We start from the raw sequence: 12,280 nt of genomic DNA on the forward strand, positions 1-12,280 counted from the left end.
CCCCTGCATAAATTAGTTTTCGTTATGGATTTTTTAAAATAAGATTCTTTTGAGGTGATTTCATGCTGATCTATACAGTTGTGATGTGGGACTTTGCAGATACAGATATTATGTTAGCTACCACAGACAGAGAAGAAGCGTTAAAAGAATTTGAATCATGTGTAGCATTCTCTTTGCAGGTTTGGGAGAAGGGTGAAGTGTTAATTGAAATGATAAATAGTGAAGGTGAATACTTTGCTGATGGTGGATTAGAAAGATATCCGGAAAAAGGACATCAGTTATTTAAAGAGATAGTTGAACAATTACAGTAGCGAATCTGCTGTTTTTTTAGTTTATAAAGAAAAAAGCCCTACCTGGGCTAGATACTTTTCTTCATGCCGCATTTACGGCATTCTCTTAAATAGATGAAATTTTTAACGGAACTTTTGAATGCGGTATTTCCGCAATTATCACAGCGACCGCTGATTTTGTCAGGGAACTCTTTGTACGTGTATATCTTGCTTAGATCGTACTTTTGTTCAGGTTGTTTGTTTTCCATTCGTTTCACCTACAATCTGAATTAATATAGCTTAAATATAATAACACGAAGCGTTCATATAGTGGATGCTTTTTATTTTACAAAGCGATTAGCGTGAGGTGGTAGATATTAATAACCAACAATTCCAAAATCAAATAGCAGTAGCGAAGAGAGATTTAGAAATGACGGATGAGCAATTGTCCCGTCATTTGAAGGTCTCTTTTTCTTATTACATGAAGATCGTGAATGGTGAGACTATCCTGCCTGTGATGAAGCGTAAGACGTTTCTCACTAGTATAGATAGATTGTATAAAAGGTGTGGAATGAAATAAGTTCCTTCCTATTAATATAGAGGTGGTGTGGTGGTGTGACGTGACTAAGCAAAAACACGAGTTAGCTCAAGAAGATTACATGCAAGGTATGAAGTATAAAGAACTAGCTGAGAAATATGAGGTTAGTATTAATACGATTAAGTCCTGGAGAAAAAGGCATGGTTGGAATCGAAAAGGGGTGCACCCAAATGATGAAAAAGGATGCACCCAAACCAAGAAAACAGGTGCACCCATCGGGAATAAGAATGCGGTGGGCAATTCAGGTAATAAGAATCCTAAATGGGGTAATAAGAATGCAGTGGGGCATGGTCCACCAAAAGGGAATGGTAATGCAGTAACTCACGGGTTATATGCCACTGTTGTTTATGAGCATTTATCTTCATCAGATAAACGACTGTTTGACTTATCTCAAGATATCGAAGGGCAAGAGCAAGAGCTACAGGTTGCTCGTTTTAAATTAGCTAAGTTAATTCAAGAACAAAAGGAACATCGATTAAAAGGTGTCGCTATCGTCCCGGATGGGGCTTTTGAATATAATCTTAAAGATGACTTCTATGTAGAAGCTATTAATAAGGCGCTCGATATGATTTCGAAGATTGAGACGCGTATTAACAAAGCTCAGATGGAACGAGAAAAGTTAGAATTACAAAAGGTAGAACATGAAAAGAAACTAAATTTAATGCAAGCTCAAATAGATAAGATTAGAAAAGAATTAAAAGTTGAAAATCCTGCTGAAGATAAGATTGGTCAATACTTGGACAAGTTAGAAGGTGCGTTTAAGAAATGAGTATGAACGAACTGTATAACGAGAAGCAACAACAAGTGTTGGATTACGTTTACAATAATGATTACTTCATGTTAATACAACACGGAGCAAAGCGTACTGGTAAAACAATCTTAAACAATGATTTATTCCTTGCTGAGTTGAGGCGAGTGAGACGAATTGCTGATAATGAAGGTGTAGATTTACCGCAGTATATACTTGCTGGTGCATCGTTAGGTACATTAGCAAAGAACGTACTTATTGAACTTACAAACAAATATGGTATTGATTTTCAAATGGATAAATACAATCGATTTAAATTGTTTGGAGTTTTGGTATGCTGCACTGGTCATTCTAAGATAAGTCATTTAGATACTATTCGTGGTATGACTGCTTATGGAGCTTATGTGAATGAAGGTTCTCTTGCTCATAAGGATGTATTCGATGAGATTAAATCACGCTGTAGTGGTGATGGTGCGCGAATACTAGTTGATACGAACCCGGATCATCCTGAACATTGGCTGAAGGTTGATTACATTGATAAAGATGACAGCGTAACAATTAAGGCGTTTCAATATGAGTTAGATGATAATACATTTTTAAACGAAAGATATAGAGAACGTATTAAAGCTTCTACTCCTGACGGGATGTTTTATGATCGTAACATAAAGGGTCTATGGTGTAGTGCTGATGGAGTTGTATATAAAGACTTCAATAAGGATGTACATTATATAGAAGAAACTGAACTAAAGGATGTTAAATTCACGAAATACTTTGCTGGTGTCGATTGGGGCTATGAACATTTCGGGTCCATCGTTGTTATTGGTGAAGATGTAGAAGAAAACTTATATCTTTTAGAAGAACATGCACAGCAACATGAAGAAATAGATTACTGGGTAGATGTGGCCAAAGGTGTGAAAGAACGCTATGGTAACATCTTTTTTTATTGCGATACGGCAAGACCGGAGCATGTAAAGAGGTTCAAAAGAGAAGGGATAAAGGCGAGAAATGCTGATAAATCCGTTCTTTCTGGCATTGAAACAGTAGCTAAATATATAAAGTTGCAAAAGTTTAAAGCAGTTACACAACGTGTAGAACGGTTTAAAAAAGAAGTTTTCATGTATGTGTGGAATGAACGCACGGGCGAACCAGTAAAAGAATGGGACGATGTATTAGATGCAGTAAGATATGCCGTTTATACAGAAAAGAGTGGGCAAAAGAAAGCGAAAGCAGTGCCATCCCTATATTAAAGTGAGGTGAAATAATGAGAAGGTCAACTATTAGAAAGTCAGTTAATAATCCAACCAGTGATGTGATTAGAGAAATAATTAAACTGCATTCTGCTTCAAAAAATACTACTTTAAGTTTGTACAACCGTTATGACCAAGAGGGATTGGAAATACAAAAGCGCCTAATGCCGGATCCGAAGAAACCAAATAATAAATTACCGCATGATTATCGAGGATACATTATTAATCAATCAGTTGGTTATTTGTTTGGAAAACCGATTTCATATCAAATTGATAAGATGAAATATGATGAGAAAAAGCATGAAACATTTACTAGTCATCTTGCTAACTTTAATACGCTTAATGTTATCGATGATTTAGACAGCGAGTTAGGGAAATTAATTAGTATTTGTGGTTATGCTGCAAGGCTTTTATATGTTGATAAAAGTGGAACTGAGAGAGTTATGAATCTAAATCCTTGGGAAGTTGTGTTTATCCAAGATAAAAATGAAATTAGTCATGCTATCCGGTACTATACGGTTCCTATAATAGTAGGAAATGAACAAAAAGAACGCACGAAAGTAGAGTGGTATGATTCTAAAAACATCTACTTTTTCATTGAGAATGAGGATGGTAAATTCGTTGCAGATCAGGAAGATAATAAAGATGTAAAAGAACACATGTTTAATTACGTGCCAGTTATCCTTTTCCAAAACAACAACGAAGAGAAGGGCGATTTCGAAAAGGTAGAAGCTTTAATTGATGCGTATGACAAGAATCGTAGTGATTCAGTTAATGAAATAGAAACATTTGCTAATGCGTATATGAAATTTAAAGGTACAACAGTTGACAAGGAAGTTATTGATAATGCAAAGCAAACAGGCGCTTTTGAAGTCCCTGAAGAAGGCGATGTAGACTTTATCACCAAAAATATCAATGATACCTTTGTAGAAAATAACCGAAAAAACTTAAATGAAGACATACACAAGTTCTCTGCATCTGTTGATATGGCCGATGAGAAGTTTTCCGGTGCTGCACAAACAGGAGAAAGTCGTAAGTGGAAACTTATCGAACTTGAGAATAAAGCTGGAACAAAAGCACGTAAGTTCGGAAAAGGGCTACGTGAACAGTTTAAAGTTCTTTGTAGTGCATGGACAAAGAAAGAGATTCATATCAACTATTTAGATGTGTTCTGGGAGTTTAAGAGGAATCTTCCGATTGATCTCTTATATGTTGCTGATTTTGCATCAAAATTAAAAGGTATTCATAGCGACAGAACAGTTTTGGAGCAAATACCTTATATCGATGATGTAGACTATGAGCTGCAGTTAATGGAAGAAGAAAAAGAGAGTTCTATCGATTTAGATAATTTACCACCAGATGACAATGAAGAAGAAATTGAGTAGGTGATTAGATATGAACCTGTTTGAAATCTTCAAACTGATTAATCGGCGTATTGGTCAATTAATTAAAAAGGCAGAACGGGCTATTGCTCGTCAATATGCGAAAACATTAGTTGAGATTAGAAAACTGATGGCAGAGCAATATGAAAAGTATGAGCAAAACGGAGAGTTAACGCTTGAAGAAATGCTCAAATATGATCGGCTGAAAAAGCTGAACAAACGGATTAACTGGATTATGGGAGTTAATCATAAAGAAGTCAGTAAACAAATGACTAAAGTGTTAGGAGAAGTATATAAAGATGGGTACTACCTAACAGCATGGGGCGTGGAAACAACTACACGTACCAAACTAGGATATGCATCCGTGAGACCAGAATCACTTACTGCAATGCTACAGAATCCAGTGGCAGGATTAACATTGAAAGCTCGTTTAGAAAAGAACCGGGCAGATATTATTCATAAAATCCAGCAGGAAGTCGCGCAAGGCTTACAGGAGAATGAGACATATGCTAAAATGGCAAAACGCTTAAAGGATTCATTAGAAGGCGATGTTGTCAAAGCTACTCGTATTGTTCGTACAGAAGGGCATCGAGTACAAGAGGCGGGGAAATTAGACGCGGCTTATCATGCGCGGAAGAATGGAATTATCACACTTAAAACTTGGAACACATTAGAAGATGAACGTGTTCGTCCTGCTAAAAATAAAAAAGGCATTGCGAATCACCGCATGTTAAATAATAAAACGATTCCCGTTGAAGAAAACTTTGTTGGGAAACTCGGAACAGGACCTGCACCAGGGCAATTAGGGGTTGCACCTTCTGAAAATATCAATTGCCGCTGTTTCTTGACTTTCTCTATTGAGAGGGTTGAAAAACCTAATCATAAAGAGTTAGAGAAGATGGCATTTGAAGATTGGAAGAAAGAAAGGGTAAAAAAATAAAACAAGCCATTATTTTGACTTGTTATATTTTTCAATAACTTGGTTTATCGCTTGTTCTACTAATCGAGCTTGAGGTATCATTGTTTGTTCCGATATTCTTTTTAATTGTTCAATCATTTCTTCTGGTAGTGAAAATGTTATTCTTTTGCGCATAAATTCAACTCCTTTTAGTTAAGATTATACTTTGTGTTTATTGTACATGCAATACATTTATTGTATAATTAAGACATAAGAAAAGCCTTGCGGTGCGGTAACACCCAAGACTTTGACCAACACCTAACAAGGAGATGTTGACAATTGAATAATAACACGATTGAAGTAGAAATGAAAGTTTGTCGCAAATGTAAAAATAAACTTCCTGCTGATTCCATTCATTTTCGTAAACATAATACAGCAAAAGATAGGCTAGAACATGTATGTAAAAAGTGCAGAGGGTACGAACTTGAAAAAGAAACTACGGAAGAGGGAAAAACACTTAAACTGTGTCCTATATGCGAAAGAGAGTTCCCTGCTAATAAAGTTTATTTCACAAATTCAAAAGCATACGAAGATGGATTTTATTATTGTTGCAAGAAGTGTAATGGTGGTAAATTCGGTATAGGTAAAATGCACATAATGAATAAAGCTAAAGAAGGGTATAAAGTTTGTTCTAAGTGCAAACAAGAATTACCAATGGACACAGTTCATTTTAGAAGAAGAAGCGAGAGAAAAGATGGTTACGAATCATCTTGCAAAGTGTGCATGGGATCAAGATTTAAAGAAACTGATTTTATAGCTAAGAAAGATGGTTTCAAAGTTTGCACTTTATGTATGAAGGAATTACCAGCTACAGAAGAATACTTCACTTCAGATAAGACTAAGAAAGACGGTTTACATTCACATTGTAAGATTTGTTCAGGAAGAAAGTCATATGGTGTCAAACAACCGAACAAGGTATATGAAGTTAAAGAGGGTCACAAAATATGTACTGTTTGTATTAATGAATTGCCATATAGCAACTTCAATTCGTGTTCATCAGTGAAAGACGGACATTACCATATGTGTAAAGAATGCTATCGGAAATACGAAAAAACAGGAAATAGGAAACGTCTGAAAAAGATAAACAACCAAAAAAGAAGAACAAGAAAAAAACATTCACTACAATATTATAATGCCGAAATATGGGATAAAACACTTGAATACTTCAATCACGAATGTGCTTATTGCGGAAGGAATGAGGAGTTAGTTCAAGAACATGTTATTCCACTGAAAAAAGGTGGGAGTTATACAAGACAAAATATAATCCCTGCTTGTTGTTCATGCAATAACAGTAAATATATCAATGATTTAGAACAATGGTATCTTAACCAATCATTTTTTGATCAAAAACGACTTGATAAAATTCATAAATGGATTGGGTATAACACTAAAAATAAATCTCAACAGTTAAGCATCCTATGACGGGTGCTTTTTATTTTGTCCTAAGCATGACGTTAAACTGCTAAAAAACATTGAACTTCAATAGGGACTGAATAGGTAACTATGGAGGGCAAGGAGGTTACTACGAAATGAAAGTATCATTATATAAAAAAATGTATCAGCCGGTTTTAAGATTGGGGAACATGCAGTATTTTAGTGACCCTAATCCAAGTCCGGAGCCAAACCCTACACCAACACCAGAACCAAGCCCAGAACCACTACAAATAACACTTGAAGCGGTTCAGTCGTTTGTAAATGATGATGATAATGGGAAGAAGTGGTTGCAATCACTCACTGATACACGAGTGACGGATGCTATTAAAACATATGAGACTAAAACACTTCCGAAAAAGATTGAAGATGAAATCGCAAAACGTTTCCCTGCTGAAACTGAAGACCAAAAACAATTACGTAATCTGAAACAACAGTTTGAACGATTAGAAGCAGAAAAACAGAAAGAGACTCTTAAAAACAAAGCGTTATCTATTGCTACCGAAAAGGGGTTACCTACTAAATTAGTTGACTACTTTATTGGGAGTGATGAAGAAAAGACAATTAAGGGTCTTGATACGTTTGAGGAAGTATTTTCGTTAGCTGTACAGCAAGCAGTTGAAGAAAAGTTTAAACAAGGTGGACGTGATCCAAAACCACCAGGTGCCCCAGGGAAAGCATTAACAAAAGAAGCTATTGAAAAAATGTCTCCTGATGAAATTAATGCAAATTGGGAGCAGATTGAAAACTACTTAAAAGGACAATAGGAGGAGTTAAGCTATGGCAATTAATAATTTTATCCCAACAATTTGGAGTGCTCGTTTACTTCAAAATTTACAGAAGACATTAGTATTTGGACAACCAGGAGTTGTTAATCGTGATTATGAAGGTGAGATTAGATCTGCTGGTGATACAGTGAAAATCAACAACATTGGTAAAGTAACAGTTGGCAATTATACGAAGAACGGAAATATGAGTGATCCAGAAACATTAACAGACGCTACTCGTAGTCTTGTTATTGATCAATCTAAATTCTTCAACTTCCAAATTGATGATGTTGATAAAATCCAGCAAAATCCTAAGTTAATGGATGAAGCGATGAGAGAAGCCGCTTACGCTTTACGAAATCAAGCGGATCAATTTATTGCATCTCATTATGTAGAAGCTGCTCATGTAATTGGTGACGATACTACGCCGGTTGTTCCAACTAAAAACGATGCATATGAATACCTTGTAGATTTATCAGTGAAATTAGATGAAGCAGATGTACCGGAACAAGGTCGATGGGTTGTTCTTCCACCTTGGTACGAAGGTATGATGCTAAAGGACGACCGTTTTGTAAAAGCAGGAAACTTACCTTCTGATCAGCGTTTATTAAATGGTGTAATCGGACAAGCTGCTGGGTTCCTTGTATTAAAATCTAACAACACACCAAAAGCAGGAACAGGTGCAACTGAGAACTCGAAAATTATTGCTGGTCATAATATCGCTTGGTCTTATGCAGAGCAAGCAACTCAAGTTGAGGGATACCGTCCTGAGAAGCGCTTTGCTGATGCGGTGAAAGGTCTTCACTTATATGGTGCAAAGGTAACACGCCCAGAAGCGTTAGCGGTATTAAGTGCAAAACGTGCATAAAAACTATCATAAGAGGGCTTATATAGCTCTCTTATTCTCTTTTTAGGAGTTGATATGATGTGGATTCAAAATAATAAGACGGGTCACGTTTGGTGTGTATCGGAAGAACACGGAAGTCGATTGCTAAGGTATGAAGACTTTATATCTATTGACGAGCCACAAAAAGGACAAGTCGATTTGAATGATTTAACTGTATCTGAATTAAAAGAATTAGCAAAAGAGCGAGGGCTCAAGGGGTACAGTAATTTAAATCGTGATGAGTTAATTGAGCTTTTAGGTGGTGAATAATTCATGGAGTTAGATGAACTTAAAATTAGACTAAAAATCACTGGTAATGAGCAGGACGATTATTTGAAAGTAGCTCTTGAAGATGCGATTGATTACGTAAAAAAGTACTGCCGGAATGAATTTCTAGAAGGATTACCGAGTGGTGTAAAACAAGCAGTAGCAAAGATGGTTAGGTCTTATCAAGAAAATTCTAACGTGCAAAGCCAATCCCTTGGCGATATGTCTAAATCTTTCTTTGAGGGTGGTACAACAAACGAGGTTCATCGCTTGTTAAAGCCATATCGGAAAGTTAGGTTTAGATAATGGGCGTAACTATTCGCAGTACGAGTAATACCAATCGTATTAAGAGGGCATTGGAAAAGTTAGGCCGTAAGAAAATTACAGTCGGCATTCATGGTGAAGATAATTATCAATATCCGAATGATGCAGACCTAGTTACTATTGCTGCAGTACATGAGTTTGGTACCACTATATTGCCGAAAAAAGGTGAGTGGTTAACGATTCCCCTTATTCCTGAAGCGAAAAACAAACGCGCTTCTGACTTCCCGGGGCTAGTAGCACTAGGGATTCAAGATGGAAGTAATGGTGTTTTGGCTTTAGTTGATAACGGTAATATAAAGCCTGTGTTTGCTCTTATGAGGTCGGTTACGATTCCAGAACGTTCATTTATTCGAACAGGGTTTGATAGTAACGTCGATAAAATCGGAGACAAAATCGAATCATTCTTAGACGATGTAGTTAATCTACGTCTTGATCCTGATGTGTTTGTAGATATGATTGGTATGGAATTCGCTGGCATGATACAACGTCATGCTAGGACTGTAAAAAGTCCGCCTAATGCTGCATCTACAAAAAACGTAAAAGGTTCTTCTAATCCTCTACATGATACTGGTCGCATGATTGGGGCCATCCGACATGAGGTGGAGTGAGGGGTGAATAATGAGTGGAAAAGCATTTCAATTTGCTGATTTTGTAGAAGAATTCCAGGTGTCATTTATTGTTCATGTTGAGGAAACAAAAGGACATTATGACGATAATGGAAAATGGATTCCAGGTGAAAAAGCACAACCACAGCACATGATAGGCATCATTCTTCCTCTTACAACGGATGAATTGCAAAAGGAAGCAAATGGTACCTATACGAGAAAAGACCGCAAGATTTACACATTAGCACCGTTAAAAATAGGGCAGAAGATTGAATATAAAAAGCAAATGTATACCATCGATACGAATAAAGATTATGAAGATTATGCAGATGTATATATGTACTATGCAAAGGGGATAGACGGATGAATGTGAAAGAATTAAGAGCCGTTCTAATCCCAGCTATAAAAAAACATTGTGGGGCTCCTATTATTATGGCTGATCAAATGGGAGAAAGACCGAAAGTGCCACATGCAACATACAAATTAACTACTCCATATGGAAAAGCAGTCGGACAAGCAGAAGAAACAGGCGTTGTTATCAATGGTGAATATAAGTTACAGAGATTAAGTGATTACAAAACTACTATCTCATTTACTGCTTATGCGATGGATGATGACGATTCTGTTACTTTAGCGCAGAAAATATATGACTGGTTCTCTTTTGCTGGAGTAGATGTACTACAAAGCATCGGTGTAGCAGTTGCAGATCAAACCGATGTTATTAACCGTGATGCATTTGTAATAGAAGATTATGAGCGCAGAAACGGTTTTGATGTGATTTTAAGAATACCTCACCAGCAGCTAAAAGATATTGAGTGGATTGATAGCGCTGTGATAACAGAAGGAGGAATCTCGAATGGGTAATCGTTACGTTAGTGTAACTATCACGAGACAAACAAAAGCGGTGAGCCAAAAAGGATTTGGTTTACCGCTTATTTTATCTACAGATAAGAAGCTAGATTACAAAGAATATACGGAAATTGATGGGATTGGCACCGATTATGGCACTAATTCTGAAACGTATAAAATGGCATCGGCTATTTTAGGACAAGCGCCACGTCCAGAGAAGTTAGCTGTGCTAGGTGTTACTTACACTGAGACGGGTATACCAACAGATTTAAGCTCAGAGTTAAATGAATTAGTGAAGAAGCACAATGATTTCTTTTACTTACATTGCACTAATCAAACTGATCCAGTTGTTACGGAACTTTCTAAATGGATTAACACACAAGAAAAGTTCTATTTTGCATCAACAGTCAACAAAACACTGGCGAAAACATTAAACTCGCAAAATACTGTCATTCTTGTGCATCCTGCTCCAGAAACATATCCAGCAGCAGCTTGGGTGGGTGTATGCGCGCCACAACAAGTAGGGTCGTACACATGGACATTTAAAACACTAAATGGAATTGCCTCGGCTGAGTACGATGTGACAGCAATTGGAGAGATTGAAACAAATAATGCATCAACTTATATCACTGAGGGTGGTGTGAATATTACTTCAAAGGGTGTTACTACATCAGGTGAGTATATCGATATTCTGCAAGGACAATATTTCTTAAAAGCTCGAATGACGGAAAATGTATTCGGGTTATTAGTGCGTACTCCTAAAATTCCATATACGGATGCTGGTATTGCATTAGTAGTAGCAGAAGTAGAAAAAACGTTGAAGATGGGTGTAAATCAAGGAATTATTGCTACTGATTTAGATGGAAACCCACTTTATACAATTACTGCTCCAAATCGTGCAGAGGTAAGTACAAACGATAAAGCACAAAGAATTCTTCCTGATGTGAAATGGGAAGCGACGATTGCTGGTGCAATTGAGAACGTGAAAATCAATGGTGTATTAAAACTTTAATCACTCTAAGGAGGTTCATACAATATGGCAGTAGATTCTTATGATCCAAAGAAAGTAAGTGTCATTGTGGATGGTCAGTTTATGGTCGGATTCATGGATGGTACTTTTGTAAACTGTGAAAAAAATGAAGATAACGTGATTCCTCATGTTGGGGCGCATGGTGATGTGACATTTGCTGAAAGTGCTGATAATACAGCAACAATTACAATTACATTAAAGCATACATCTTCTTCATTAGCGCATTTACGTAAACTATCAACAGAAAAACGTAACTTCCCAGTCCAAGTTATCGATGCGAATGATAGCAAATTTAAAGCTGGCGGAAATGAGTGTCGTATTCTCAAAACACCAACTCAAGAATTCGGAGCAGAAGTAAGTGGTGTAGAAATTCCGATTTATGTAGCTGATTATTCAGCAGTTTAATAGATAAATAAAAATAGAGAGGGGCCTATAATATGGCAGCAAAGCAAAAGAAACATACTAGTAAAGTTGGGAAGAAAGAATTTGTATTCCAAAAGGTAGCACCTTCTTCTTGGTTAGATATTATGGATGAGGTTGATGAAAACAAAGGGAGTAAACGTAGATCTCTTTATGCAGCAGTATTAGAAAATATTGTTGTACAACCTAAAGTAACACTTGATGATTTCGAGGATTCAGCTGAACTGGATGATGTGGTGTTATCAGCTATCCGATTTCAACAAGGAAAATAAGGAATTACGAGAGCTTGCTGGCATTGAACATGTTGACAAGCTCTATATTAAAAGAGCAGCTAGGTTTTGGTGGGCGCATATAATTGCTGCCCACTATAACATTAGTCCCCAGGAAGTGAAAACATGGGATGCAGAGGATGTTATGGAGTCTTTAGCTGCGATTGGCATAACAGAAAAGAACGCGAAAAAGAATATGCCGAAAACCCCAAAGTAAAGGGGCGTGAATA

General features: G+C 36.8%; 18 protein-coding genes. 16 read left to right on the forward strand and 2 right to left on the reverse strand.

Going from position 1 to position 12,280, the window contains the following annotated elements; translation table 11 throughout:
• The first annotated feature begins 62 nt into the window (after positions 1-62).
• Positions 63-311 carry a hypothetical protein gene (locus NST14_RS29835; protein WP_332869283.1) on the forward strand — a complete coding sequence of 83 codons (249 nt, stop codon included), beginning with the start codon at positions 63-65 and terminating at the stop codon, positions 309-311.
• Between the two features lie 47 nt (positions 312-358).
• Here NST14_RS29835 and NST14_RS29840 read toward each other — a convergent pair whose 3' ends face one another.
• Positions 359-538, reverse strand: coding sequence for a hypothetical protein (locus NST14_RS29840; RefSeq protein ID WP_341119492.1), 180 nt, complete (start codon positions 536-538; stop codon positions 359-361).
• A 390-nt stretch (positions 539-928) separates the two neighbouring features.
• Between NST14_RS29840 and NST14_RS29845 the strand changes: the two genes are divergently transcribed.
• From NST14_RS29845 to NST14_RS29860, 4 genes are read left to right on the forward strand one after another with little or no spacing between them, the layout of a single operon-like run.
• Complete coding sequence (locus NST14_RS29845; RefSeq protein ID WP_341119581.1) at positions 929-1,636, forward strand: hypothetical protein; 708 nt, start codon at positions 929-931, stop codon at positions 1,634-1,636.
• Positions 1,633-2,862, forward strand: a complete 1,230-nt coding sequence (locus NST14_RS29850) for a PBSX family phage terminase large subunit (protein ID WP_341119493.1) — start codon at positions 1,633-1,635, stop codon at positions 2,860-2,862. The genes NST14_RS29845 and NST14_RS29850 overlap by 4 nt, the downstream gene beginning before the upstream one ends.
• A gap of 14 nt (positions 2,863-2,876) precedes the next feature.
• The gene (locus tag NST14_RS29855; RefSeq protein ID WP_341119494.1) at positions 2,877-4,247 is read left to right on the forward strand and encodes a phage portal protein; all 1,371 of its coding nucleotides are present in this window, start codon (positions 2,877-2,879) and stop codon (positions 4,245-4,247) included.
• 10 nt (positions 4,248-4,257) lie between these two features.
• The gene (locus NST14_RS29860) at positions 4,258-5,184 is read left to right on the forward strand and encodes a phage minor head protein (RefSeq protein WP_341119495.1); all 927 of its coding nucleotides are present in this window, start codon (positions 4,258-4,260) and stop codon (positions 5,182-5,184) included.
• 9 nt (positions 5,185-5,193) lie between these two features.
• Here the strand turns inward: NST14_RS29860 and NST14_RS29865 are convergent, their stop codons facing one another.
• Complete coding sequence (locus NST14_RS29865; protein WP_341119496.1) at positions 5,194-5,337, reverse strand: ribbon-helix-helix domain-containing protein; 144 nt, start codon at positions 5,335-5,337, stop codon at positions 5,194-5,196.
• 144 nt (positions 5,338-5,481) lie between these two features.
• Between NST14_RS29865 and NST14_RS29870 the strand changes: the two genes are divergently transcribed.
• The 11 genes from NST14_RS29870 (at position 5,482) to NST14_RS29920 (ending at position 12,053) form a co-directional block, all read left to right on the forward strand.
• A complete protein-coding gene (locus NST14_RS29870; protein ID WP_341119497.1) occupies positions 5,482-6,624 on the forward strand; it encodes an HNH endonuclease in 1,143 nt (380 codons plus the stop codon).
• 107 nt (positions 6,625-6,731) lie between these two features.
• Positions 6,732-7,400: a DUF4355 domain-containing protein gene (locus NST14_RS29875; RefSeq protein ID WP_341119498.1), complete on the forward strand. Its 669-nt coding sequence runs from the start codon at positions 6,732-6,734 to the stop codon at positions 7,398-7,400.
• A 13-nt stretch (positions 7,401-7,413) separates the two neighbouring features.
• Positions 7,414-8,268, forward strand: coding sequence for a P22 phage major capsid protein family protein (locus NST14_RS29880; protein ID WP_341119499.1), 855 nt, complete (start codon positions 7,414-7,416; stop codon positions 8,266-8,268).
• Between the two features lie 57 nt (positions 8,269-8,325).
• Positions 8,326-8,556 (forward strand): Rho termination factor N-terminal domain-containing protein, encoded by a 231-nt coding sequence (locus NST14_RS29885; protein ID WP_341119500.1) that lies wholly within the window; start codon positions 8,326-8,328, stop codon positions 8,554-8,556.
• A 3-nt stretch (positions 8,557-8,559) separates the two neighbouring features.
• Complete coding sequence (locus tag NST14_RS29890) at positions 8,560-8,859, forward strand: head-tail connector protein (protein WP_341119501.1); 300 nt, start codon at positions 8,560-8,562, stop codon at positions 8,857-8,859.
• A complete protein-coding gene (locus tag NST14_RS29895; RefSeq protein ID WP_341119503.1) occupies positions 8,859-9,485 on the forward strand; it encodes a hypothetical protein in 627 nt (208 codons plus the stop codon). The genes NST14_RS29890 and NST14_RS29895 overlap by 1 nt, the downstream gene beginning before the upstream one ends.
• 10 nt (positions 9,486-9,495) lie before the next feature.
• Positions 9,496-9,849, forward strand: a complete 354-nt coding sequence (locus tag NST14_RS29900; protein ID WP_341119505.1) for a hypothetical protein — start codon at positions 9,496-9,498, stop codon at positions 9,847-9,849.
• Positions 9,846-10,346 carry a phage neck terminator protein gene (locus tag NST14_RS29905; RefSeq protein ID WP_341119507.1) on the forward strand — a complete coding sequence of 167 codons (501 nt, stop codon included), beginning with the start codon at positions 9,846-9,848 and terminating at the stop codon, positions 10,344-10,346. The genes NST14_RS29900 and NST14_RS29905 overlap by 4 nt, the downstream gene beginning before the upstream one ends.
• A complete protein-coding gene (locus NST14_RS29910) occupies positions 10,339-11,343 on the forward strand; it encodes a DUF3383 family protein (RefSeq protein WP_341119508.1) in 1,005 nt (334 codons plus the stop codon). The genes NST14_RS29905 and NST14_RS29910 overlap by 8 nt, the downstream gene beginning before the upstream one ends.
• A 24-nt stretch (positions 11,344-11,367) precedes the next feature.
• On the forward strand, positions 11,368-11,766 hold the full coding sequence (locus NST14_RS29915) for a phage structural protein (RefSeq protein ID WP_341119509.1): 399 nt from the start codon (positions 11,368-11,370) through the stop codon (positions 11,764-11,766).
• A 32-nt stretch (positions 11,767-11,798) separates the two neighbouring features.
• Positions 11,799-12,053, forward strand: coding sequence for a hypothetical protein (locus NST14_RS29920; protein ID WP_341119510.1), 255 nt, complete (start codon positions 11,799-11,801; stop codon positions 12,051-12,053).
• The last annotated feature ends 227 nt before the right edge of the window (positions 12,054-12,280 follow it).

It is taken from the genome of Bacillus sp. FSL W8-0519, assembly GCF_038005585.1.
GTDB classification, from domain to species: Bacteria; Bacillota; Bacilli; order Bacillales; family Bacillaceae_G; genus Bacillus_A; species Bacillus_A paranthracis.

Coding starts and splice junctions, on each gene's coding strand:
- NST14_RS29835 (WP_332869283.1), top strand. CDS start 63: ATGCTGATCTATACAGTTGTGATGTGGGACTTTGCAGATACAGATATT.
- NST14_RS29840 (WP_341119492.1), bottom strand. CDS start 538: ATGGAAAACAAACAACCTGAACAAAAGTACGATCTAAGCAAGATATAC.
- NST14_RS29845 (WP_341119581.1), top strand. CDS start 929: ATGCAAGGTATGAAGTATAAAGAACTAGCTGAGAAATATGAGGTTAGT.
- NST14_RS29850 (WP_341119493.1), top strand. CDS start 1,633: ATGAGTATGAACGAACTGTATAACGAGAAGCAACAACAAGTGTTGGAT.
- NST14_RS29855 (WP_341119494.1), top strand. CDS start 2,877: ATGAGAAGGTCAACTATTAGAAAGTCAGTTAATAATCCAACCAGTGAT.
- NST14_RS29860 (WP_341119495.1), top strand. CDS start 4,258: ATGAACCTGTTTGAAATCTTCAAACTGATTAATCGGCGTATTGGTCAA.
- NST14_RS29865 (WP_341119496.1), bottom strand. CDS start 5,337: ATGCGCAAAAGAATAACATTTTCACTACCAGAAGAAATGATTGAACAA.
- NST14_RS29875 (WP_341119498.1), top strand. CDS start 6,732: ATGAAAGTATCATTATATAAAAAAATGTATCAGCCGGTTTTAAGATTG.
- NST14_RS29880 (WP_341119499.1), top strand. CDS start 7,414: ATGGCAATTAATAATTTTATCCCAACAATTTGGAGTGCTCGTTTACTT.
- NST14_RS29885 (WP_341119500.1), top strand. CDS start 8,326: ATGTGGATTCAAAATAATAAGACGGGTCACGTTTGGTGTGTATCGGAA.
- NST14_RS29890 (WP_341119501.1), top strand. CDS start 8,560: ATGGAGTTAGATGAACTTAAAATTAGACTAAAAATCACTGGTAATGAG.
- NST14_RS29895 (WP_341119503.1), top strand. CDS start 8,859: ATGGGCGTAACTATTCGCAGTACGAGTAATACCAATCGTATTAAGAGG.
- NST14_RS29900 (WP_341119505.1), top strand. CDS start 9,496: ATGAGTGGAAAAGCATTTCAATTTGCTGATTTTGTAGAAGAATTCCAG.
- NST14_RS29905 (WP_341119507.1), top strand. CDS start 9,846: ATGAATGTGAAAGAATTAAGAGCCGTTCTAATCCCAGCTATAAAAAAA.
- NST14_RS29910 (WP_341119508.1), top strand. CDS start 10,339: ATGGGTAATCGTTACGTTAGTGTAACTATCACGAGACAAACAAAAGCG.
- NST14_RS29915 (WP_341119509.1), top strand. CDS start 11,368: ATGGCAGTAGATTCTTATGATCCAAAGAAAGTAAGTGTCATTGTGGAT.
- NST14_RS29920 (WP_341119510.1), top strand. CDS start 11,799: ATGGCAGCAAAGCAAAAGAAACATACTAGTAAAGTTGGGAAGAAAGAA.